We start from the raw sequence: 22316 nt of genomic DNA, 5'->3' as shown, positions 1-22316 counted from the left end.
CCGCGGCCGCGCGCGACGGTCCGCGCGACAACCGGCGAGGAGCGGGCGCGTCGCGTCGGCGAACCGACGGACATGATCACGCATGACGCCAGCTCACCCGCCCTGGTCCTGCGGCGCGAGAAGTTGCTCCCGCCCGGCTCGCGCTCGCCCTCGGATCGAAATGTCGCGAACAGCGCCCTGATGAGCAGGCCCCTCCCCAAGCCACGCTTCGCCACCACCAAGCCACACTCGTCTGGCGAAGCGCCTCCCGCCTCCCCACCTCTCCTTCATGACGCTCTACTCGCTCCTCGATCTCGTCCCCGTCACCGAGTCCGGCTCGGTCGCGGAGTCGCTCCGCAACGCCGCCGACCTGGCGCGCCACGCCGAGGCGCTCGGCTACAACCGCTACTGGGTCGCCGAGCATCACGGCATGACGGGCATCGCCTCGGCCGCGACCGCGGTGGTGATCGCGCACGTCGGCCAGGCGACCGCTACGATCCGCGTCGGCGCGGGCGGGATCATGCTGCCCAACTCGGCGCCGCTCCAGATCGCCGAGCAGTTCGGCACGCTCGACGCGCTCTTCCCCGGCCGCATCGACCTCGGCCTCGGTCGCGCGCCGGGCTCGGACCAGCGGGTCGCCCACGCGCTGCGCCGCAACCTCAGCAGCGACGCCAACGAATTCCCGCGCGACGTGGTCGAGCTGCAGAGCTATCTCGCCGACGACGGCCGCACCGGCATCACCGCCACGCCCGGCGCCGGCGCCAAGCCGCAGATGTGGATCCTCGGTTCCAGCCTGTTCGGCGCGCAGCTCGCCGCGATGCTGGGCCTGCCCTACGCCTTCGCCTCGCATTTCGCGCCCGACGCGCTCGACCAGGCGCTGGCGATCTACCGGCGCGATTTCCGCCCCTCCGCGACGCTCGAGCGCCCCTATGCCATGGCGGGCTTCAACGTCTTCGCCGCGGACACGCATGAGGAAGCCGAGCTGATCGCCAGTTCGCAGCAGCAGCAGTTCGTCGCGCTGCGCACCGGCAACCCCGGCCGGATGAAGCCGCCGGTGCCGGGCTATCGCGCCGCGCTGCCGCCGCAGCACGCCGCCATCCTCGACCATGCACTGTCGGCGAGCGCGATCGGCACGCGCGACGAGGTCGCGCGCGGCATCGCCGCCTTCGTCGCGCGCACCGGGGTGGACGAGCTGATGATCACCAGCGCGGTGTACGACCATCAGGCGCGCCGCCGCTCGATCGCGCTGGCGGCGGACGCGATGCAGGAGCTCAAGCTCGCCGCGTGAATACGGGGTTTGCCGCCCACGCCCGCCCTTGCCCCGCCGCCGTCGCGCCGCTAACCGCACGCGATGGCGCGCGTCGGCATCATCATGGGCTCCACCTCCGACTGGGAGACGATGCGCCACGCGAGCGAGACGCTCGACGCGCTCGGCGTGGCGCACGAGACCAAGGTCGTCTCGGCGCATCGTACCCCGCAGCGGCTCTACGATTACGCCAGCGGCGCGGCGGCGCGCGGGCTCCAGGTGATCGTCGCTGGTGCGGGTGGCGCGGCGCATCTGCCCGGCATGGCGGCGGCGATGACGCATCTGCCGGTGCTCGGCGTGCCGGTGGAGTCCAAGGCGCTCAAGGGCATGGATAGCCTGCTCTCGATCGTGCAGATGCCCGGCGGCATACCGGTCGGCACGCTGGCGATCGGCAAGGCGGGTGCGATCAACGCCGGCCTGCTCGCCGCCTCGATCCTCGCGCTCGGCGACGAAGAGCTGTCGGCGCGGCTCCAGGCGTGGCGCGAGCGGCAGACCGACTCGGTCGCGGTCGATCCGGCATGAGCGAGTGGCCGATCCCGCCGGGCAGCACGATCGGCATCCTCGGCGGCGGCCAGCTCGGGCGCATGATCGCCAGCGCCGCGGCGGATCTCGGCTACCGCACGCACGTGCTCGCACCCGATCGCGAGAGCGTCGCGGCGCAGACGGCCTCGTCGCTGACGCGCGCCGACTATCACAACAAAGTCGTGCTCGCCGACTTCGCCGCGCAGGTCGACGTCGTCACCTATGAGTTCGAGAATGTCGCCGCCGGCCCGGTCGAGTGGCTGGCCGAGCGCGTGCCCGTCTATCCCGCGCCCCAGAGCCTCGCGGTGGCGCAGGACCGAGTGAAGGAGAAGAGCTTCGTCGAGCAGGTCGGCGGCCGCCCCGCCCGGTGGCAGGGGGTGACCTCGCGCGAGGAGCTCGACGCCGCCGTCGCCGCGATCGGCTGCCCCGCGGTGCTCAAGACGACGCGCTTCGGCTATGACGGCAAGGGCCAGGCGCGGCTCGCCTCGCCCGCCGACGCCGACGCGGCCTGGGAGGCGATCGGCGGGCCGGCGGTGCTCGAGGCCTTCGTCGACTTCAGCCACGAATTCTCGATCGTGCTGGTGCGCGGCCGCGACGGCGCGATGACGAGCTACGCGCCGCCCTGGAACGAGCATCGCGACGGCATCCTGCACCGCTCTACCCTTCCCGCCCCGCCCGAGATCGCGCGACAGTGGACCGAGGCGGCCGCGCTGACCGGGCGCATCGCCGACGCGCTCGACCATGTCGGCGTGCTCACCTGCGAGTATTTCGCGAGCGCCGACGGCCCCGTGTTCAACGAGATGGCGCCGCGCGTCCACAACAGCGGGCACTGGACGATCGAGGGCGCCGTGACCTCGCAGTTCGCCAACCACGTCCGCGCGATCTGCGGTCTGCCGCTGGGCGACACCGGGTTGACCGCGGCGCAGGTGACGATGGAGAATCTGATCGGCGACGAGTGGGAGCGCTGGCCCGGGATCGTCGCCGAGCCGGACGCCTACCTCCACCTCTACGGCAAGCGAGAGAGCCGCGCCGGGCGCAAGATGGGGCATGTCACGCGCGTGACGCGCTGACGTCAGCGGAGCAAAGCCGCCCGCGGCGGGTTGCAGTCGCGTAACGATCCCCGAGGTTCGCCGAATGACCATCCCGCGGCGCCGTGTCGAGAACGGCGGCTTGCTCCTGTTCCTGCTGCTCATCAGCGTCGCGCTGGTGGCGGTGGTGTCGAGCTTCCTCGGCGCCCTACTCTGGGCCGCGCTGGCGGCGCTGCTGTTCCAGCCGCTCTACCAGCGGCTGCTCCAGCGCTGGCCGGGGCGGCGCAACATGACCGCCGCGGTGACGCTGCTGATCATCACCGTCGCGGTGGTGATCCCGGCGCTGATCGTCGGCAGCCTCGTCGTCGACCAGGCGGCGGGCGTCTACACCCAGATCCGCGGCGGACAGATCAACTTCGCGACCTATTTCCAGCAGGTCCACGACGCGCTGCCGCGGCGCCTGCAGGGATTGCTCGACAATTCCGGTTTCAACAGCTTCGAGCGCGCGCAGGCGCAGCTGAGCGCGGCGGTGAGCAACAGCGCCAGCACGCTCACGCGGCGCGCGCTGTCGATCGGTGCCAACGCCGCGGCCTTTCTCCTAGCGTTCGGCGTCGGGCTGTACGTCACCTTCTTCCTGCTGCGTGACGGTGATCGGATCGGCCCGGCGGTGGTGCGCTCGCTGCCGCTCGAGCCCGCCGTGGCGGGGCAGCTGGCGGACAAGTTCGTCGCGGTGGTGCGCGCGACGATCAAGGGATCGGGCGTGGTCGCGATCGTGCAGGGGGCGCTCGGCGCGGTGACCTTCTGGATTGTCGGGCTGCCCGCGGCGCTGCTGTGGGGCATCCTGATGGCGATCGCAGCGCTGCTGCCCGCGGTGGGGCCCGCGATCATCTGGGCGCCGGTCGCGCTCTACCTCTTCGCCACCGGCGCGATCTGGCAGGCGGTCGTGGTGATCCTCTCGGGCGTGCTGGTGATCGGCCTCGCCGACAACATCCTGCGCCCGATCCTGGTGGGACGCGACACCGGCATCCCCGACTGGCTGGTCCTGGTGACGACGCTGGGCGGGATCGACCTGGTCGGGCTCAGCGGCATCGTGGTCGGGCCGCTGGTCGGCGCGCTGTTCATCACCGGCTGGCAGGTGCTGACCGAGCAGCGCGCGGCGCAACGGGGCGCGGGAGATGCTCCCTCCTTTTCAGGGGAGGGCCGAGGCGGGGCGTCGCCGTCTCACCGGGACCGGCGCGCCTAAGGAGACGCCCTACCCCAGCCCCTCCTCTGAAGAGGAGGGGCTCAGAGCTCACCCCACGCGCGTGCCCGACAGCGGGAAGCTGCCGAACGCGCCCGCGCCGACGCTGCCGGTGATGGTGTCGCCGTCGACCGTCGCGGAGATGTCGAGCGTCATCGGCATCGGCGAGGTCATCTGCTGCTTCCACGCCAGCGTGTCGCCGTTCACCGAACCCTGCACGTCCGACGCGCCCATCGCGCCCGAGGCCTGGCCGGTGAAGCTGTCGCCCTGCGACGTTACCGTCAGCGTCAGCTTCTGGTCGCCCAGCGGCGACTTCACGGTGCAATCGTAGGTTCCGTCGACTCCGGCCATCACGCTCTCCTCACTTCGTGGCGGCGGCAGGCGTCGCCGCGGGCGACGCGCCCGCGACCGCGGATGCCGCCATGACCTCCACCGGCAACCCCAAGGAGTCAAGCTGCGGCTTCACCTTTGCCGCCTCGCCCACGACCACCCAGACGAAGCGCGACGGATCGATCGCGGCCTTGGTCGCCGCATTCACCTGCGGCAGCGTCAGCGCGCGGTACTGCTGCGGGAGCGTCGCGTAATAATCGTCGGGGCGCCGGTAGAGGTCGTTCGACTGCATCGCGTCGAGCACGTTGTCCGACGTCTCGAACTCGCCCGAGAGCGAGCGCGTGCCGCCGTTCACCGCGCGCTCAAACTCGGCCTGGGTCATCGGCTGTGACGTGAGATATTGCGCGATGTCGCCGCGCAGCGCCGCGAGTGCGGGGCCGGTCTGGTCGGCCTGCACCGGCGCCGACACCACATAGGGCGCGGCGAAGGCGTTGCGGCTGAGATTGCCGCCGACGCCGTAGGACCAATGCTTGCTCTCGCGCAGGTCCATGTTGAGTCGGCCGAGGAAGCTGCCGCCGAGCGCGTCGTTGCCGACCTCGACCGGCAGCAGATCGTCGGTCCCCTTGAGGCCCGTCTGCACGCCGCCCGCGATCAGCGACTGCGGGCTGTCCGGGCGATCGATCACGACGATGCGCGGGCTGACCGAGGTGACCCGCGCCGGGAAGGTCTTGGTGCCCGCGGCGCCGTCGGCGCGCCAGTCGCCGAAGCGCGCCTCCATCACGCGCTGCACCTCGGCGAGTGAGCGATCGGAGACGACGAAGATCTTCGCCTTGTCGGGGCGCAGCCAGGCCCGGCGGAAGGCGAGCAGGTCGGCGCGGGTCAGCGACGCGACCGCCGCCGGATCGCCCGAGCCCTGCGCCTTCGCATAGGGCGAGCCGGGCGAGACCAGCTTGGGCAGCACGCGCCGCGCCAGCCCGTTGGGGCTGGTCAGCTCCTGCGCGATCGCGGTGAGCTGCTGCGTCTTGACGCGTCCCAGCTCGGCCTCGGCGAACGAGGGCTCGCGCGCGATGCTCGCCCACAGCGCGGCGCCGGCGTCGAGGTTGGCGCTGGGCACGCGCAGCCCGAGCGAGGTGCGGTCGGCGCTGCTGCCGCTCGAGATTGACGCGCCGAGCCGCTCGCGTGCCTCGGCGATCTGGATCGAGTTGAGCGCGCGCGTGCCCTCGTCCATCATCGCCAGCGTCAGCTGCTGCGTGCCGAGCTTGTCGGCGACGTCGGCGGCGACGCCCGCGTCGAAGCTGAGCACCGCCTGGGTGACCGGCACCGCGCCGCGCTGCGCGTAGACCAGCTCGATCCCGTTCGACAGTCGCGCGCGCTCCACCTTGGGGAAGCTGAGCGCGCCGATCGGGCCGACGTCGGGCAGCGGCCCGCGCGTGCCCTTGGCGGGCTGCTCGGGCGCTTCCTTCACCGCCGCGGGCGGCGGCACCTTGCTCTCGGCGTAGGCGTCGCGCTGGCCGTTGACGATCTGGAGCGAGTAGGCCGGGCGCGTCAGCCACTTGGCCGCGGCGGCGCGGACGCTCGCGGGAGTCTGCGCGGCGAGCGCGGCGAGCTGCTTCTTGTAGAAGCCGGGATCGTCCGAGTAGAGCGCGCCCTCGGCGAGCGCCACCGCCTTGCCGCCGAAGCCGCCGACCGCCTCGAGCCCGCCGATCCGCGACGAGACCGTGCTGGTGACGTAGCGCGCCACCTCGTCCGCGCTGGGGCCGTTCCTGATGAAGTCGGCGACGAGCTGGTCCATCCGCGCCTGCACCTGCGCCGCATCGACGCCGGGCTTGACCATGGCGATCAGCTGGAAGGTGCCGACCTGCGCGAAGCTCTCATATTCCGCGGACGCCTGGACCGCGAGCTTCTCGCCCTTGACCAGGACGTTGTCGAAGCGCGAGCTGGCCAGCCCGCCGAGCACGCCGGCGGCGACCTCCAGCGCGGGCGCGTCGCGGTCGTTGAGGCCGGGCACCGCCCATTCCTTCATCACCAAAGTGGCGGCGACCCGATCCTTCATGATCTCGCTGGCCTTGCCCGGCAGCGACGAGGGCACCGGCGCGGGCGGCGCGACGCTCTTCGGCCCCGCGGCGATCGCGCCGAAATATTTCTCTACCTTGGCGCGCGCGGTGGCGAGGTCGACGTCGCCGGCGAGCACGAGCACGGCGTTGTTGGGCCCGTAATGGCTGCGGAACCACTCCTTCACGTCGGCGAGGCTGGCGGCGTCGAGGTCGGCCATCGAGCCGATCGTCGTGTGGCCGTACGGGTGGCTCGCGGGGAAGAGCCCCTCGGTCGCCTTGTAGCGCAGCAGGCCGTAGGGCTGGTTGTCGCCCTGGCGCTTCTCGTTCTGGACGACGCCGCGCTGCTCGTCGAGCACGCTCTGAGTGATCGCGCCGGTGAGATAGCCCATCCGGTCCGACTCGAGGAACAGGGCCCGGTCGAGCGCGGCGGTCGGCACCGTCTCGAAATAATTGGTCCGGTCGAAGTACGTCGTGCCGTTGAAGTCGGTCGCGCCGACCTGCTGGAGCGGCTCGAAGAAGTCGCCCGGCGCATTCTCGCTGCCGTTGAACATCAGGTGCTCGAACAGATGCGCGAAGCCGGTCTTGCCCTGCGGCTCGTGCTTCGAGCCGACGTCGTACCACACGCTGACCGCGACGATCGGCGCCTTGCGATCGGTGTGGACGATCACGCGCAGGCCGTTCTTCAGCGTGAACTGCTGGTAGGGGATGTCGATCGCCTTCACCAGCTCGGACACCGGGGCGGCGGCCGGCAGCGGCGCGGCGGGCGCCTGGGCGAGAGCAGGGGCAGCGAGGAACGCCAGCGCCGCGCCGGCGGCCAGGTACGCACGATAGGTCAACGGATGATGCTCCCCGCGGGATAGTGACGGCAGCAACCATAGCGGTCGAGCGATCGCTCGCAAGCGCGCGCGCCAGCAATGTGACGACACAATTATTGACTGCGTCGGCAATGGTTGCTAAGGCAACGGAATGTCGTTCTACAACCGTGACAACTTCATGCCGGACGGATCGGCGGGGTATCTGATCAAGCGGTGCAACCAGCTCAACCTGGCGCTGCTCGACCGGATCTTCGCCGAGGAGGAGCTGACCGCGTCGCAATGGTCGACGCTGCTCACCATCCACCTCGACTCGGAGGCGACCTGCGCCTCGCTGGCGCGCGACCTCACCTATGACAAGGGCGCGATGACCCGCATGATCGACGTGTTCGAGGCGCGCGGCCTGGTCGAGCGCACGCGCAGCGAGGACGATCGCCGCGTCGTCAACCTGTCGCTGACCGACGCCGGACGCGACGCCGCGATGCGCTGCCGCGACAAGGCGATCGAGTGCTGGAACCGCCATCTCGCCGACTGGAGCACCGCGGAGATCGAGCAGTTCCTCGCGCAGCTCCGCAAGCTGCGCCGCACGCTGGAGGAGACCGACGCATGCGCCGACTGATCCCGCTCGCCGCCGCGCTGCTCGCCAGCGCCTGCGCGGTCCCCGGCTCGCCGCCGGTGACCGTCGCCAAGACCGCGCCCGACCTGGCGCTCGCCGGCCCCGCGGTGACGCTCGCGCCCGACTGGTGGAGCGCGATCGGCGACCCGCAGCTCGACCGCCTCGTCGCCGACGCGCTCGCGGGCAACCCGTCGCTCGACGCCGCCGCGGCGCGCGTGCGCCAGGCCGAGGCGGCCTTGGCCCGCCAGGACGCCGAGTTGCGCCCCGACGCCGCGCTCGACGTCAACGTCCAGGGCCAGCGGCTGTCGAGCAACTACATCATTCCCCCGCCCTTCGCGGGCACGGTGCGCGCGCTCGGCACGGGGCAGGCCGGGCTCAACTGGAACCTCGACCTGTTCGGGCGGCAGAAGGCCGCGATCGCGGGCGCCGCGGCGCAGTTGCAGGCGGCCGAATATGACCGCGCCGCCGCGCGGCTGATGCTCTCCGGCGCGGTGGTGCAGAGCTATGTCGAGCTGGCCCGTGCCGAGCGCCAGGCGGCGATCGCGCAGCGCACCATCGCGACGCGGGAGCAGTCGCTCGGGCTGGTCCAGGTACGCGAGCGCAACCGGCTCGCCAGCCGGATCGACATCACCGCGGCGCAGACGCTGGTCTCGCAGGCGCAGCTCGCGCTGGTGCAGGCGCAGGGTGCGCGCGCGCTCGCCGCCGACGCGCTCGCCGCGCTGGCGGGGCGCGGCGGCGACTATGCCCGCGCGCTCCAGCCGACCCGGCTCGCCGCTGACGCGGCGCTGCCGGTGCCGGCGACGCTGCCCGCCGACCTGCTCGCGCGCCGCCCCGACGTCGCCGCGGCGCAGGCGCGGATCGCCGCCGCCGCCGCGCAGCGCCAGGTCGCGCGCCGCGCTTTCTACCCTAACATCAACCTCTCGGCCTTGGTCGGGCTGCAGGCGATCGGCTTCGGCAATTTCGTCGATCTGTCGTCCGGGATCGCGGGGGGCGGCGCCGCGATCCACCTGCCGCTGTTCGACAGCGGGCGACGCACCGCCGAGCTGCGCGGCGCCACCGCCGCGGTCGACGTCGCCACCGCGCAGTACAATGAGTCGGTCGTCGCCGCCGCGCGCGACGCCGCCGATGCGATCGCGCGGGTCCAGGCCGCGGACGCCGCCCGCGTGCGCCAGCGCGAGGTCGTGACCGGGCTGGCCGAGACCAACCGGCTCAACGGCGTGCGCGTCCAGAGCGGGCTGTCGAGCCGGCTCGACCTCGTGAACACCGACATCCGCCTGCTCGACGCCGAGCTGGCCGACGCCAATCTCGCGATCGACTCGCTCGCGGCGCGCGCGCAGCTCGCCACCGCGCTCGGCGGCGGCTTCGCGCTGCCGACGCCCGCCACTCCTTCTCCCGCCACCGGCGCCCAGGACCTGTCCCGATGACCGACACCGCCGCTCCCTCGCCGTCGCCCGCCCCCGCCGCGACGCCCACGCCCACGCCCGCGGGTAAGCCGAAGGCGCGCCGCCGCGCGTTCCTGATCCTGGGCGCGGTGCTGCTGGTGGTGCTGATCATCTGGGCGATCATGCACTTCTTCTTCGCGCCGCCGGAGGAGGAAACCGACGACGCCTATGTCGCGGGCGACGTCGTCGCGATCACCGCGCGCGATCCCGGCACGGTGACCCAGCTCCACGCCGACAACACCCAGTCGGTCACCGCGGGCCAGCCGCTGATCGACCTCGATCCCACCACCGCCGACGTCAACGTCGCGGCGGCCGGCGCCGAGCTGGCGCGCGCGGTGCGCTCGACGCGCGCCGACTTCACGCGCGTGGGCCAGTCCGACGCCGGCATCGTCCAGGCCGAGGCCGAGCTCAACCGCGCGCGCGACGATTACGCGCGCCGCCGCGGGGCCGCGCAGCAGGGCGCGATCTCGGGCGAGGAGCTGAGCCACGCCGCCGACGCGGTGAAGGTGGCGACCGCCAACCTGCGGCTCGCGCGCGAGCAGCGCCGCCAGGCGCAGAGCGCGGTGCAGGGCACCGACGTCAACACCAACCCGGCGGTGCTCGCCGCGATCGCCAACTACCGTCGCGCCGCGGTGGCGCGCGGCCACATGCACGTGATCGCGCCGATCGCGGGCGTGGTGGCGCAGCGCACCGTCCAGGTCGGCCAGCAGGTCAACGCGGGCACGCCGCTGATGGCGATCGTGCCGCTCGACCGGCTGTGGGTCGACGCCAACTTCCGCGAGACCCAGCTCAAGGACCTGCGCATCGGCCAGCCGGTCAAGCTCACCGCGGACATGTACGGCGGCGACATCGTCTACCACGGCCGCGTGGTCGGCCTCGCCGCGGGCAGCGGCAACGCCTTCGCGCTGCTGCCGCCGCAGAACGCGAGCGGCAACTGGATCAAGATCGTCCAGCGCGTGCCCGTGCGGATCGCGCTCGACCCGCGCGAGCTCCGTGCCAACCCCCTGCGCGTCGGTCTGTCGGTCAACGCCACCGTCGACACCGCCGACCAGCGCGGCGCGCGGCTCGCGCAGGCCGCGGCGGCGCCCTATCACGGTGACACCAACGTCGGCACCGACCCCAAGGTCGAGGCGGAGATCCGCCGCATCGTGGCGGCGAACCGGTGAGCGGCGTCGCGGAGCGGCTCGGGGCGGTGACCGCGCTGCTGTTCCCCCATCCGTCCACCCCGGCGAACGCCGGGGTTCAGGTGGGGGACCTCAGCGTGGCGCACCCACGTCACCCGAGTGAACCCCGGCGTTCGCCGGGGTGGCAGGCAGAGGAAGCGGTCCTCTCCCTCATCGCGCGGACGGGCACCGATCATGGCTAGCGGCGCGCCGCAGGAACAGGCGCCGCTCACCGGCGTCCAGCTCGGCGTCACCGCCCTCGCGCTGGCGCTCGGCACCTTCATGATGGTGCTCGACAGCACGATCGCCAACGTCTCGCTGCCGACGATCGCGGGCAACCTCGGCGTGTCGAGCGACAATTCCACCTGGGTGGTCACCGCCTTCGCGGTCGCCAACGGCGTGGCGGTGCCGCTGACCGGCTGGCTGATGCGGCGCTTCGGCGTGGTGCGCGTGTTCTGCACCTCGGTGGTGCTGTTCACCATCGCCTCCTTCCTGTGCGGCGTGGCCTGGGACCTTCCCTCGCTGATCCTCTTCCGCGTGCTGCAGGGCGCCGTGTCGGGGCCGATGATGCCGGGCAGCCAGGCGCTGCTGATCTCGATCTTCCCGCACGACAAGCGCTCGACCGCGCTCGGCATCTGGTCGATGACCACGCTGGTCGCCCCGATCATGGGGCCGATCCTCGGCGGCTACATCTCCGACAACTACCACTGGTCGTGGATCTTCCTGATCAACGTGCCGTTCGGTGTCGTCACCGCGCTGGTGTGCTGGTTCAACCTGCGCAGCCGCGAGACGCCGACGATGAAGCTGCCGATCGACACGGTCGGGCTCGGGCTGCTGGTGCTGTGGGTCGGCTCGCTCCAGGTGATGCTCGACCTTGGCAAGAACGCCGACTGGTTCAACGACCCGCTGATCGTGGTGCTGACGCTCACCGCGGCGATCGGCTTCGTCGCCTGGGTGATCTGGGAGCTCACCGACGCCAATCCCACGGTGGACCTGACGCTGTTCGCGCGCCGCAACTTCTGGATCGGCAATCTCTGCTTCTCGCTCGGCTACGCGGTGTTCTTCGCCAACATCCTGATCCTGCCGCTGTGGCTCCAGACGCAGTTGGGCTACACCGCGACCTGGGCGGGTCTCGTGGCGGCGCCGAGCGGCGTGGTGGCGGTGCTCCTCACCCCGCTGGTGGCGCGCGTCTCGGGCAAGCTCGACGCGCGGTTCATCGCGACGATCGCCTTCGCCGGGTTCGCGATCAGCTACTGGATGCGATCCGGCTATACCGCGCAGGCGACGTTCGGCGACCTGGTGCTGCCGCTGCTCGTCCAGGGCGTGTCGATGAGCACCTTCTTCCTCGCGATGCTGACGATCTCGCTCGACAAGATCCCGCCGCAGCGGCTGCCCTCGGCGACCGGCATCTCGAACTTCTGCCGGATCACCGCGGGCGGGTTCGCGGCCTCGCTGATCTCGACCGCGTGGGACCGGCGCGAGGCGCTCCACCAGAGCCGGCTCGCCGAGGCGATCGGCAACGGCATGCCGTATCAGCTGGCGGCCGAGCAGATGCAGCGCATGGGGATGAGCGCGCAGCAGGCCGCCGCCGCGGTGACGCGGCAGATGGTGGGGCAGGCCTATCTGTTGGCGTCCGTCGACCTGTTCCGTTTGTCGGCGTGGCTGGCGGCGGGGCTGATCCTGCTGGTGTGGACCTGCCGCCGGCCGAGCGCGCCGTCCGGACCGGTGGCGGCGGACTGAGGCGCGCGGTGCCCCGGCGGAGGCCGGGGCCCAATGGGGAGACGCCGGTGAGATCCACTCCCGCCGTCCCGACTGGGCCCCGGCCTTCGCCGGGGCACGATGGGGCGCTGGAAAGTGCGGAGATGCGGTCCTCCCCCTTTCCCCTTACCACCCCGGCGGACGTCGGGGTCCAGTAGGGAAAGCCGTCGTGGGACTCGCCATCGTCCCCCAACTGGGCCCCGGCGTCCCCCGGGGCGGTACCGAGCGTGGAGCGGCAGCGCGCGTGCCGATTGGCCCGCCCCCTCCCCCGCGCTAAGACACGGACATGACCGACTTCGCCGCCACCCGCGCGCTGTTCCAGCTGCCCCCGGGCGTGATCTACCTCGACGGCAACTCGCTCGGACCGCTGCCGCGCGCGGCCGAGGCGCGCGCCGCCGCGGTGATCCGCGAGCAGTGGGGCGAGCGGCTGATCCGCGGCTGGAACGACTCCGGCTGGATGGCGCTGCCGACGCGCGTCGGCGACCGTATCGCGCGGCTGGTCGGCGCGCCCGCCGGGAGCGTGATCACCGGCGACACGCTCTCGATCAAGCTGTTCCAGGCGCTCGCCGCCGCGCTCGCGCTGCGCCCCGATCGCCGCGTGGTGCTCAGCGACAGCGGCAACTTCCCGAGCGACCTCTACATCGCCGAGGCGCTGCTCGACGCGCTCGGCCAGGGGCACGAGTTGCGAGTCGTCGCCCCGGAGGAGGTGGCGGAGGCGATCGACGACAGCGTCGCGGTGACGATGCTGACCGAGGTCGACTATCGCACCGGTCGCCTCCACGACATGCGCGCGCTCACCGCCCGGGCGCACGCCGCCGGCGCCATCGCGCTGTGGGACCTGGCGCACTCGGCCGGCGCGCTGCCGGTCGACCTCACCGGTGCGGACGCCGACCTCGCGGTCGGCTGCACCTACAAATATCTCAACGGCGGCCCCGGCGCCCCCGCCTTCCTCTACCTCGCGCCGCGCCACGCCGCGACCGCCCGGCCGATCCTGAGCGGCTGGCTCGGCCATCGCGCGCCCTTCGCGTTCGAGCGCGACTACGCGCCCGCGCCGGGAGTCGAGCGGATGCGCGTCGGCACGCCGCCGGTGATCGCGCTGTCGGTGCTCGACGCCGCGCTCGACGCCTGGGACGGCGTCGACATGGCCGACCTGCGCGCCGCCTCGATCCGCCTGTCACAGTGCTTCATCGCGGAGGTGGAGGCGCGCTGCCCGCAGCTCACGCTCGCCTCGCCGCGCGACCCGCACGCGCGCGGCAGCCAGGTGAGCTTCGCACACCCCCAGGCCTACGCGGTGATGCAGGCGCTGATCGGGCGCGGCGTGATCGGCGACGTGCGCGCGCCCGACCTACTGCGCTTCGGCTTCACACCCTTGTACCTCGGTGAAGAGGAGGTGGTGCGCGCGGTCGACGTCCTCGCGGACATCCTCGCCACCGACGCCTGGGATCGCCCCGAGCATCACGCCCGCGCCGCGGTGACGTGATGGGCGAGCATCACGACGCCGAGCTGAACTTCGCCGAGCGCATGGGCTATGGCGACTATCTCGCGCTCGACCGCGTGCTCGACGCGCAGCACCCGCTGAGCGACGCGCACGACGAGCTGCTGTTCATCATCCAGCATCAGACCAGCGAATTGTGGATGAAGCTGGCGGTGCACGAGCTGGAGAGCGCGCGCGACGCGATGCTGGCCGACCGCTTGCCGCAGGCGTTCAAGCTGCTCGCGCGGGTGGCGCGGATCCTCGAGCAGCTTAACGGCGCGTGGGACGTGCTGCGCACGATGACTCCGTCCGATTACACCACCTTCCGCGACGCGCTGGGGCAGTCGTCCGGGTTCCAGTCGTGGCAGTATCGCGCGGTGGAATACCTGTGCGGCAATCGCGTGTCGGCGACGCTCGGGCCGCACCGCCACCGCGCGCCGACGTTGGCGCGGCTCGAGGCGATCCTCGCGGCGCCGAGCATCTACGACGCCGCACTGACCCGCCTCCACGCCGCCGGGCTGCTCGCCGACCCGGCGCGCGACTGGCGTGCGGCGCACGTCGCGAGCGAGGCGGTCGTGGCCGCGTGGGAACAGGTGTACCGCGCGCCCGAGACGCACTGGCCGCTCTACGAGCTGGCGGAGAAGCTCGTCGACCTGGAGGATTATTTCCGGCGCTGGCGCTTCAACCACGTCACCACGGTGGAGCGCGTGATCGGGCTCAAACGCGGCACCGGCGGCACCGCGGGCGTCTCCTACCTGCGCAAGATGCTCGAGGTCGAGCTGTTCCCCGAGCTGTGGCAGGTGCGCACGCGGTTGTGAGGGGGCTCGCCACTTCTGCTTTCACCCCGGCTCCTCTCCACCCCCGCGACCGCCGGGATCCAGTCGGGGGACGCCGGTGCGACCCCCGACCGCCCCGGCGTTCGCCGGGATGGTCAAAGGGGCGGGCTGACGAGCGGACCGGGGAAGCGACGTCGCGGGGGATGCGCTCCGGTCGGTTCCGTCCTAGGCCCGCGGCAACCACCACGAAGGTCGCGCCCATGAGACTGCTTCTGCTCGCCTCCACCGCCCTCTTCCTCGCCGCGCCCGTCCTGGCGCAGCAGACGCACGCCGCCGCGGTCACGGCCGCCCCCGGGCCGGTCCCGCTCGGGCAGCTCCCCGACATCGCGCGCCCGAGCGCCTATCGCATCGACCTCACCGTCCGCCCCGAGCAGGAGCGTTTCACCGGCCACGCCGAGGTCGACGCCGAGCTCCGGCGTGCCGCCCCCTCGCTCTACCTCCACGGCAACGGCCTCGCGGTCGCTAAGGCGGTCGCGCGCGTCGGCGGCCGCACCGTCACCGCGCGCTACACCCAGGTCGACGCCTCGGGCGTGGCGCGGCTCGACTTCGCGACGCCGCTCCCCGCCGGCCGGGTCACGCTCGCCTTCGACTATGACGCGCCGTTCATGACCGGCGCCGAGGGGCTGTACCGTGCCAAGGTCGGCGACGACTGGTACGCCTGGACGCAGATGGAGCCGATCGACGCGCGGCGCATGTTCCCGGGCTTCGACGAGCCCGGCTTCAAGACGCCCTTCACGCTCAGCGTCACCGCGGCGAGCGCGCAGAAGGTCTTCGCCAACACGCCCGAGATCGCCGCGACGCCCGCCGGCGCGGGACTGACCCGGCACGTCTTCGCTCCCTCCAAGCCGCTGCCGACCTATCTCGTCGCGATCGCGGTCGGGCCGTTCGACGTCGTGCCCGGCGACGCGCCCGCCAACGCTGTGCGCACGACCGCGCTGCCCTATCGCGCGATCGCCACCAAGGGTCAGGCCGAGCGGCTTCGGCTCGCCGCGACCGAGGGGCCGAAGATCCTCGCGCTGCACGAGCGATATTTCGGCATCCCCTATCCGTACGAGAAGCTCGACCAGATCGCCGGCCCGGTGATGAGCGGCGCGATGGAGAATGCCGGTCTCGTCAGCTACAACGACACCCTGCTGCTGCTCGACCCGGACGCGCCCGCGTCGCAGCGGCGCGGCTTCGGCACGGTGGTGGCGCACGAGCTGGCGCACCAATGGTTCGGCGACCTCGTAACGCCGAAGTGGTGGACCGACATCTGGCTCAACGAGAGCTTCGCCGAATGGGCGGGCAACCGCGTCGGCGAGATCTGGCAGCCCGGGCTCGGCACCGACGTGGCGCAACTCGCCGAGGCGTTCGCGGCGATGGACACCGACAGTCGCGCGGTGGGCCGCCCGATCCGCCAGGAGATCACGCGCAACGACCAGATCGCCAGCGCCTTCGACTCGATCACCTATCAGAAGGGCGGCCAGGTGCTGACCATGGTGGAGCGTTATCTCGGCGCGGAGAAGTTCCGGAAAGGCGTGCAATTCCATCTGAACCGCTTCCGCTACGGCAGCGCGGCCGCGGACGACTTCTTCGAGTCGATGGCGACCGGCTCGGGCGATCCCGGCATCGTCCCGGTGTTCCGCAGCTTCGTGACGCAGACCGGCGTGCCGGTGATCCGCATCCGCGCCGACGGTGCCGGGCGGTGGCAGCTGAGCCAGCAGCGCTATCGCCCGATCGGCGTCGCCGCACAGCCCGCGCCGCAGACCTGGACGGTGCCGGTCTGCGCGCGCCAGGGCGCGACGCGCAGCTGCACCCTGCTCGGCGGTGCGACCGGCACGCTGGCGCTGCGCGGCAGCGGCCTGGCCGTGCCCAACGCCGATGGCGCCGGCTATTGGCGCTACAGCCTCGACGACGCCGGCTGGGCCGGGCTGCTCAAGGGCGCCGACACGCTGCCCGCGCGCGAGGCGATGGCGGCGGCTGACAGCCTCTGGGCCGACTTCCTCGCGGGCAACGCCAGTTTCGCGCGCGTGATCGCGGGAGCGCGCGCCTTCGCCGCGCATCGCGAGCGCAGCGCGACGCTGCAACTGCCGCAGGCGATCGCCGAGGTCGAGCAGCTCGACCTCTCCCCCGCCGCGACCGCGGGGCTGCGCCGGCTCGCGGGCGAGCTGTCGCTGCCGCGACTGCGCGCGCTCGGCGCCGTGTCGCTCGCGCCTGGCGCCTATGCGGGCGAGGAGACCGGGCAGAGCCTGCTGCGACAGAACCTGATCGACTATGCCGCGCAGACCGCGCGCGACCCGGCGCTCCGGTCGCAGCTCGCCGAGGCGGCCGAGGGCGCGCTCGCCGCGACGCCGCGGCCGGTCGATCCCTCCTATCGCGAGCTGGCGTTCGCCGTGGCGGTGGAGGATCGCGGCGTGCCCTTCATGGACCGCCTGCGCGACTCGCTGGCGGCGAGCGGCGATCCGCTGTTCCGCTCGCACGCGGTGCGCGCGCTCGGCCACGCCACCAGTGCCGCCGAGGTGGCGCGCGCGCTCGAGCTGACGCGCGACCCGGCGCTGCAATCGACCGAGCGGCTGACGCTCATGACCCGGCTCGCCTATCAGCCGCTCGGGCGCGACGCGTTGCTGGCGCTGTTCACGCGCGACTTCGACGGCGCGATCGCGGGCGTGCCGGCCTTCGCGCGCGCGCGCATCCCGACGCTGTTCGGTGGCTATTGCAGCGCGGACAAGGCCGACGCGGTCGAGGCATTGTTCCGCCCGCGGCTGGCGACGCTGGGCGGCGGCGCGCTGGAGCTGAGCCAGGCGCTCGGCGCGATCCGCCAGTGCGTCGCGCTGCGGGCGGCCAAGCGCGCGGAGGTGGAGGCGGCGCTGCGGTGAGGAGTGATAAGCGGGTAGCCGTGCTCCTGCGATAGCAGGAGCCTAGGATCACGAGCGCTGTCTCATGTGGCTCTAGGCTCCTGCGTTCGCAGGAGTACGCCCTCGGACACGTCGCGCCTGCTACGTCTAGGGTGGAGCAGGAACGGGTGTGGTCTGCGACCTTCGCCGACTTCCCCTACGCCCCCCGCAGCATCCGGATGATGCCGGAGAAATCCTCCCCGCCCTGTCCGCCCTCGCTGAACGCGCGGTACAGGTCGCGCGCGTGGCCGCCCAGCGGCAGCGCCGCGCCGCCGTCCGCCGCCGCGGCCATCGCCAGCTCGAGGTCCTTGAGCATCAGCGCGCCCGCGAAGCCGCCGCGATAGTCGTTGTCCGCGGGCGACTGCGGGCCGACTCCCGGCACCGGGCAGTAGCTCGTCATCGACCAGCTCTGCGCCGTCGCCTTGCTGGCGATGTCGTAGAACACCTGGGGATCGAGCCCGAGCCGCTCGGCGAGCACGAAGCCCTCGCAGGTCGCGATCATCGTCGCGCCGAGGATCAGGTTGTTGCAGAGCTTGGCCGCCTGGCCGGTGCCGCTCGCCCCGGCGTGGATCACCGCCTTGCCCATCGCCTCGAGGAACGGCCGCGCGCGCTCGAACGACTCGGCCGGGCCGCCGACCATGAAGGTGAGCGTGCCCGCGGTCGCCGCCGCGATCCCGCCCGACACGGGCGAGTCGACCGCGGCGACCCCGCGCGCGCGCGCCTGCTCGGCGACCGCGCGGGCGGTGGCGACGTCGATCGTCGAGCAGTCGATCAGGATCGCCGCGGCGTCGACCAGCGGCAGGATCTCGTCGTAGACCTGCGCGACGTGGCGCCCCGCGGGCAGCATGGTGACGACCGCCTCGGCGCCATCGACCGCCGCCGCGGCGCTCTCCGCGGCGAGGCAGCCGGCGGCCTCGGCGCGCGCCAGCGCCTCGGCGGAGAGATCGAAGGCGCGCACGTCGTGGCCGTGCTTCGCCAGGTTGGCGGCCATCCCGCCGCCCATGTTGCCCAGCCCGATGAACGCGACGCGTGCCATGTTGCCTCTCCTTCTCGCTGGGGCTTGCCCCCCATCCGTTCGCCTCGAGTAGCCGTCGAGCTTGTCGAGACGGCGTCTCGAGCGGTCAGCGCACGCGGCCCTCTCGACACGTGATCCCTCCAAGCTCGATCACTGCTCGCGGCGAACGGCGGAGAGACGACGAGGGTTTATCATTACCCCTCACCGCCCGCTCCACTGCCCGGCGCGCTTCTCCACGAACGCCGCCATCCCCTCCTTCTGGTCGGCGGTGCCGAACAGGGCGTGGAACAGCCGGCGCTCGAACTGGACGCCCTGCGCCAGCGTCGTCTCGAACGCGGCGTTGACCATCTCCTTGTTCGCGATCGCGGCGAGCGGCGCCATCTCGGCGATCGCCGCGGCGGTGCGCAGCGCCTCGTCGAGCAGCTCGGCCGCGGGCACGACCCGGCTGACCAGCCCGGCGCGCTCGGCCTCGTCGGCGTCGATCATCCGGCCGGTGAGCACCATCTCCATCGCCTTGGCCTTGCCGACCGCGCGCGCCAGCCGCTGCGAGCCGCCCATGCCCGGCGACACGCCGAGCTTGATCTCGGGCTGACCGAACTTGGCGGTGTCCGCCGCGAGGATGAAGTCGCACATCATCGCCAGCTCGCAGCCGCCGCCCAGCGCATAGCCCGCCACCGCCGCGATCAGCGGCTTGCGCGTCCGCGTCAGCTGCTCGTAGCCGGCGAAGAAATTGCCCGCGTACATGTCGGCGAAGCCCTGCCCCGCCATCTCCTTGATGTCGGCGCCCGCGGCGAAGGCGCGCTCGCTGCCGGTGAGCACCGCGCAGCGCTGCGCGGGATCGGCGTCATAGTCGGCGAGCGCTCGCAGCAGTTCGGCGAGCACCTGCGTGTTGAGCGCGTTGAGCGCCTTGGGGCGGTTGAGCGTCAGCAGCGTCACCGCGCCGCGTCGCTCGACCAGGATCGTCTCATAGTCGGCCATCGATCGGTCCCTCAATTGTGCGGAGTCCAGGCTTCGGCCTCGGGCAGCGGGGCGAAGATCTGGTCGATGACATGGTCGCTGACGCCCTCGGGGGTGGCGGGCTCCCAGCGCGGGGCGTTGTCCTTGTCGACGATCACCGCGCGCACGCCCTCGAGGAAGTCGTGGCGCTGCACCACGCGCGTGGCGACCGCATATTCCTGCCGCATCTCGTCGGCGAAATCGGCCATGCCCGCGCCGTCCTTGAGCAACTTGAGCGAGACCTTCATCGTCTGCGGCGACTTGGTGCGGAGGGTCTGGAGCGTCGCGCGCGCGAACGCGCTGTCGTCCGCCTCGAGCGCGGCGAACACCGCCTCGACCTCGTCGGAGGCGAACAGGCGATCGATCGCCTCGCGCTGGTCGAGCAGCGCGGCGGGGCCGGGCGCGACATGCGCTGCGTCGAGCACCGCGCGCAGCTCGGCCGGGCGCGCGGCGATGTCGCGCTTGACCGCGTCGAGCCGCGCGCTCTCGACATAGTGCGTCGCCAGCCCGAGCGCGTGGCACGCCGCGCCGTCGACGCGCGCGCCGGTGAGCGCGAGATACTGGCCGATCCGCCCCGGCAGGCGCGAGAGATACCAGCCGCCGCCGACGTCGGGGAACAGGCCGATCCCGGTCTCGGGCATCGCCAGCCGCGTGTGCTCGGTGGCGACGCGGTAGCGGCACGGTTGCGACAGGCCGACCCCGCCGCCCATCGTCACCCCGTCCATGAACGCGACGACGTCCTTGGCGTAGGTGAACAGCCGATGGTTCATCCGGTACTCGACGTGGAAGAAGGCGCGCGCGGCACTGCCGTCGCCCGCGCCGCTCTCGGCGAGCAGGCGGATGTCCCCGCCGGCGCAGAAGCCGCGGCCCGCGGCATGGTCGATCGTGACGCAGCGGATCGCGTCGTCACCGCGCCAGCGCTCGAGCGAGTCGAGGACGGCGGCGCACATCTCGGCGGTGAGCGCGTGGAGCGCCTGGGGGCGGTTGAGCCGCAGCCTGGCGACGCCGCCGTCGGCCTCGGCGATCAGGTCTGTCATGCGATCCTCCCCGGCACGGGGAGGGGCACCGCCGCGTGACAGCGCGATGGTGGAGGGGAGCTTCCCCGAGCGGTACACTCGACGACGCGCAGCGCTCGCGGAAAGCCCCCTCCACCATGCTGCGCATGGTTCCCTTCCCCGCTCGCGGGGAGGAATTGAGTCACCCCCCTCATTGCCGGGTCAGCTCGCGGCCGACGATCATGCGCATCACCTGGTTGGTCCCCTCCAGGATCGAGTGGACCCGCAGGTCGCGCCAGAAGCGCTCGATCGGATAGTCCTTGAGATAGCCGTAGCCGCCGTGGAGCTGCAGCGCGCGGTCGACGATCGACGAGCCGTTGTCGGTCGCCAGCCGCTTCGCCATCGCCGAGAAGCGCGACTTGTCGGGCGCGTCCGCGGTCACCTTGGCGGCGGCGAGGTAGAGCAGCGCCCGCGCCGCCTCCAGGTCGGTCGCCATGTCGGCCAGCGTGAACTGCGTGTTCTGGAAGTCGGCGATGGGCTGGCCGAACTGCTGGCGCTCGCGCGCGTAGCGGATCGACTCGTCGAGGCAGCGCTGCGCGCCCCCGAGCGAGCAGGCGCCGATGTTGAGCCGCCCGCCGTCGAGCCCCGCCATCGCGATGCGGAACCCCTCGCCCTCCGCGCCGACCAGGTTGGAGGCGGGCACGCGGCAGTCCTCGAAGATCACCTGCGCGGTCGGCGACGCGTTCCAGCCGAGCTTGCGCTCGGGCGCGCCGAAGGACAGGCCGGGCGTGCCCTTCTCCACCACGATCGCGCTGATGCCGCGGCTCTTCTCCTCGCCCGTCCGCACCATGCAGACGTAGACGTCGTTGTAGCCGGCGCCCGAGATGAACTGCTTGGTGCCGTTGAGCACGTAATGGTCGCCGTCGCGCCGCGCGCTCGTCTTCAGCGCCGCCGCGTCCGAGCCCGAGCCGGGCTCGGTGAGGCAGTAGCTGCCGATCGTCTCCATGGTGACGAGGCCGGGCAGGAAGCGGTCCCTGATCGCCGCCGAGCCGAAGCGGTCGATCATCCAGGCGACCATGTTGTGGATCGAGATGAAGGCGCTGGTGGCGGGGCAGCCATAGGCCATCGCCTCCATCACCAGCGCCGCCTCGAGCCGGCCGAGCGCGATGCCGCCCGACGCCTCGCTGACGTAGATCGCGCCGAAGCCGAGCTCGCCCGCCGCCTTCCACACGTCGACGGGATAGTGATGCGTCTCGTCCCACTCGGCCGCGTGCGGGGTGATGCGGTCGGCGGTGAAGCGGCGCGCGAGCTCCTGGATCTCGCGCTGGTCATCCGTGAGGTCGAACTGGTCGGTCATGTCCTGCCTTGCGGTCAGCAGCGCCGGTAGCGCTGGACGTTGGGTGCCTCGGTGCGGACGAGGATGGTACCGCCCTGCTCGAGCGTGAAGCGGTCGCGCCGCTCCCACGCCGCGCCCGCCCCGCCGTCGAAGCGGAGGTCCGCCACCACCTCATAGGGCGAGCGCTGCTCGAGCCGCTGCACGCGCGCCTTGGCCTCGTGGAAGCGGATCGTGTCGGCATCGACGTTGATCCGCCCGGTGGCCTCGGTGTTGGCGAGCTGGCAGTCGTCGTAGCTGACGCCCCAATAGCCGAGGAAGTCGGTCGGGAAGGCGCGCGATCGCGCCGCGGTCTCGACCGGCGCGGCGATCGGCACCCCGGCGCGTGCGGTGGTGGCGATGCCGTTCTGCGCCGCCGCGCGCTCGATCGCGGCCTGAGCGCGGGCCTCGTCCTCGGGCACGTCGTGGCGGTTGTAGTCCGCCGCGTTGGGCGAGCAGGCGGCGAGCATCGCCGCCACGCCCGAGGTCACCACCATCCGTCCGC

At 72.2% G+C, this 22316-nt stretch carries 18 protein-coding genes; 11 read left to right on the top strand and 7 right to left on the bottom strand.

The window, feature by feature from the left end:
• Window positions 1–268: 268 nt before the first annotated feature.
• The 4 genes from FHY05_RS10125 to FHY05_RS10110 all read left to right on the top strand — a co-directional run bounded on the left by FHY05_RS10125 (window position 269) and on the right by FHY05_RS10110 (window position 4078).
• Window positions 269–1267 (top strand): LLM class flavin-dependent oxidoreductase, encoded by a 999-nt coding sequence (locus FHY05_RS10125; protein ID WP_183944256.1) that lies wholly within the window; start codon window positions 269–271, stop codon window positions 1265–1267.
• 63 nt (window positions 1268–1330) lie between these two features.
• Entirely contained in the window at window positions 1331–1807 is a 477-nt protein-coding gene (purE, locus tag FHY05_RS10120) for a 5-(carboxyamino)imidazole ribonucleotide mutase (RefSeq protein ID WP_260181451.1), read from the top strand.
• Window positions 1804–2877 (top strand): 5-(carboxyamino)imidazole ribonucleotide synthase, encoded by a 1074-nt coding sequence (locus FHY05_RS10115; protein ID WP_183944255.1) that lies wholly within the window; start codon window positions 1804–1806, stop codon window positions 2875–2877. The genes purE and FHY05_RS10115 overlap by 4 nt, the downstream gene beginning before the upstream one ends.
• Window positions 2878–2941: 64 nt before the next feature.
• Complete coding sequence (locus tag FHY05_RS10110; protein WP_183944254.1) at window positions 2942–4078, top strand: AI-2E family transporter; 1137 nt, start codon at window positions 2942–2944, stop codon at window positions 4076–4078.
• A 48-nt stretch (window positions 4079–4126) separates the two neighbouring features.
• On the opposite strand, the gene FHY05_RS10105 is transcribed toward FHY05_RS10110, so the two are convergent.
• Together FHY05_RS10105 and FHY05_RS10100 are read right to left on the bottom strand one after the other, a co-directional pair.
• Window positions 4127–4426 (bottom strand): hypothetical protein, encoded by a 300-nt coding sequence (locus FHY05_RS10105; RefSeq protein ID WP_132910109.1) that lies wholly within the window; start codon window positions 4424–4426, stop codon window positions 4127–4129.
• A gap of 10 nt (window positions 4427–4436) precedes the next feature.
• Window positions 4437–7295 carry a pitrilysin family protein gene (locus tag FHY05_RS10100; protein WP_183944253.1) on the bottom strand — a complete coding sequence of 953 codons (2859 nt, stop codon included), beginning with the start codon at window positions 7293–7295 and terminating at the stop codon, window positions 4437–4439.
• A gap of 130 nt (window positions 7296–7425) precedes the next feature.
• Between FHY05_RS10100 and FHY05_RS10095 the strand changes: the two genes are divergently transcribed.
• The 7 genes from FHY05_RS10095 (at window position 7426) to FHY05_RS10065 (ending at window position 17415) form a co-directional block, all read left to right on the top strand.
• Window positions 7426–7890, top strand: coding sequence for a MarR family winged helix-turn-helix transcriptional regulator (locus FHY05_RS10095; protein ID WP_183944252.1), 465 nt, complete (start codon window positions 7426–7428; stop codon window positions 7888–7890).
• The gene (locus FHY05_RS10090) at window positions 7878–9311 is read left to right on the top strand and encodes an efflux transporter outer membrane subunit (RefSeq protein ID WP_183944251.1); all 1434 of its coding nucleotides are present in this window, start codon (window positions 7878–7880) and stop codon (window positions 9309–9311) included. Before FHY05_RS10095 ends, FHY05_RS10090 begins: the two co-directional genes overlap by 13 nt.
• Window positions 9308–10495: an HlyD family efflux transporter periplasmic adaptor subunit gene (locus FHY05_RS10085; RefSeq protein WP_183944250.1), complete on the top strand. Its 1188-nt coding sequence runs from the start codon at window positions 9308–9310 to the stop codon at window positions 10493–10495. Before FHY05_RS10090 ends, FHY05_RS10085 begins: the two co-directional genes overlap by 4 nt.
• A gap of 192 nt (window positions 10496–10687) precedes the next feature.
• Entirely contained in the window at window positions 10688–12232 is a 1545-nt protein-coding gene (locus tag FHY05_RS10080) for a DHA2 family efflux MFS transporter permease subunit (protein WP_183944249.1), read from the top strand.
• 304 nt (window positions 12233–12536) lie between these two features.
• Complete coding sequence (gene kynU, locus FHY05_RS10075) at window positions 12537–13730, top strand: kynureninase (RefSeq protein WP_183944248.1); 1194 nt, start codon at window positions 12537–12539, stop codon at window positions 13728–13730.
• Window positions 13730–14542, top strand: coding sequence for a tryptophan 2,3-dioxygenase (locus FHY05_RS10070; RefSeq protein ID WP_183944247.1), 813 nt, complete (start codon window positions 13730–13732; stop codon window positions 14540–14542). Before kynU ends, FHY05_RS10070 begins: the two co-directional genes overlap by 1 nt.
• Before the next feature lie 218 nt (window positions 14543–14760).
• Window positions 14761–17415 (top strand): M1 family metallopeptidase, encoded by a 2655-nt coding sequence (locus FHY05_RS10065; protein ID WP_183944246.1) that lies wholly within the window; start codon window positions 14761–14763, stop codon window positions 17413–17415.
• A gap of 175 nt (window positions 17416–17590) precedes the next feature.
• On the opposite strand, the gene mmsB is transcribed toward FHY05_RS10065, so the two are convergent.
• The 5 genes from mmsB to FHY05_RS10040 all read right to left on the bottom strand — a co-directional run bounded on the left by mmsB (window position 17591) and on the right by FHY05_RS10040 (window position 22308).
• Window positions 17591–18469, bottom strand: a complete 879-nt coding sequence (mmsB, locus tag FHY05_RS10060; RefSeq protein ID WP_183944245.1) for a 3-hydroxyisobutyrate dehydrogenase — start codon at window positions 18467–18469, stop codon at window positions 17591–17593.
• Window positions 18470–18649: 180 nt separating this feature from the next.
• On the bottom strand, window positions 18650–19426 hold the full coding sequence (locus FHY05_RS10055) for an enoyl-CoA hydratase (RefSeq protein WP_183944244.1): 777 nt from the start codon (window positions 19424–19426) through the stop codon (window positions 18650–18652).
• 11 nt (window positions 19427–19437) lie between these two features.
• Window positions 19438–20481 carry an enoyl-CoA hydratase/isomerase family protein gene (locus FHY05_RS10050; protein ID WP_183944243.1) on the bottom strand — a complete coding sequence of 348 codons (1044 nt, stop codon included), beginning with the start codon at window positions 20479–20481 and terminating at the stop codon, window positions 19438–19440.
• A gap of 169 nt (window positions 20482–20650) precedes the next feature.
• Complete coding sequence (locus FHY05_RS10045; protein ID WP_183944242.1) at window positions 20651–21796, bottom strand: acyl-CoA dehydrogenase family protein; 1146 nt, start codon at window positions 21794–21796, stop codon at window positions 20651–20653.
• A gap of 14 nt (window positions 21797–21810) precedes the next feature.
• Window positions 21811–22308, bottom strand: a complete 498-nt coding sequence (locus FHY05_RS10040) for a hypothetical protein (RefSeq protein WP_183944241.1) — start codon at window positions 22306–22308, stop codon at window positions 21811–21813.
• Window positions 22309–22316: the final 8 nt, after the last annotated feature.

It is taken from the genome of Sphingomonas sp. BK580 (assembly GCF_014194975.1).
In the GTDB taxonomy this organism is placed as follows: domain Bacteria; phylum Pseudomonadota; class Alphaproteobacteria; order Sphingomonadales; family Sphingomonadaceae; genus Sphingomonas.
Note: the sequence above shows the minus strand (reverse complement) of the source record. Positions and strands in the feature narration are given on the sequence as shown.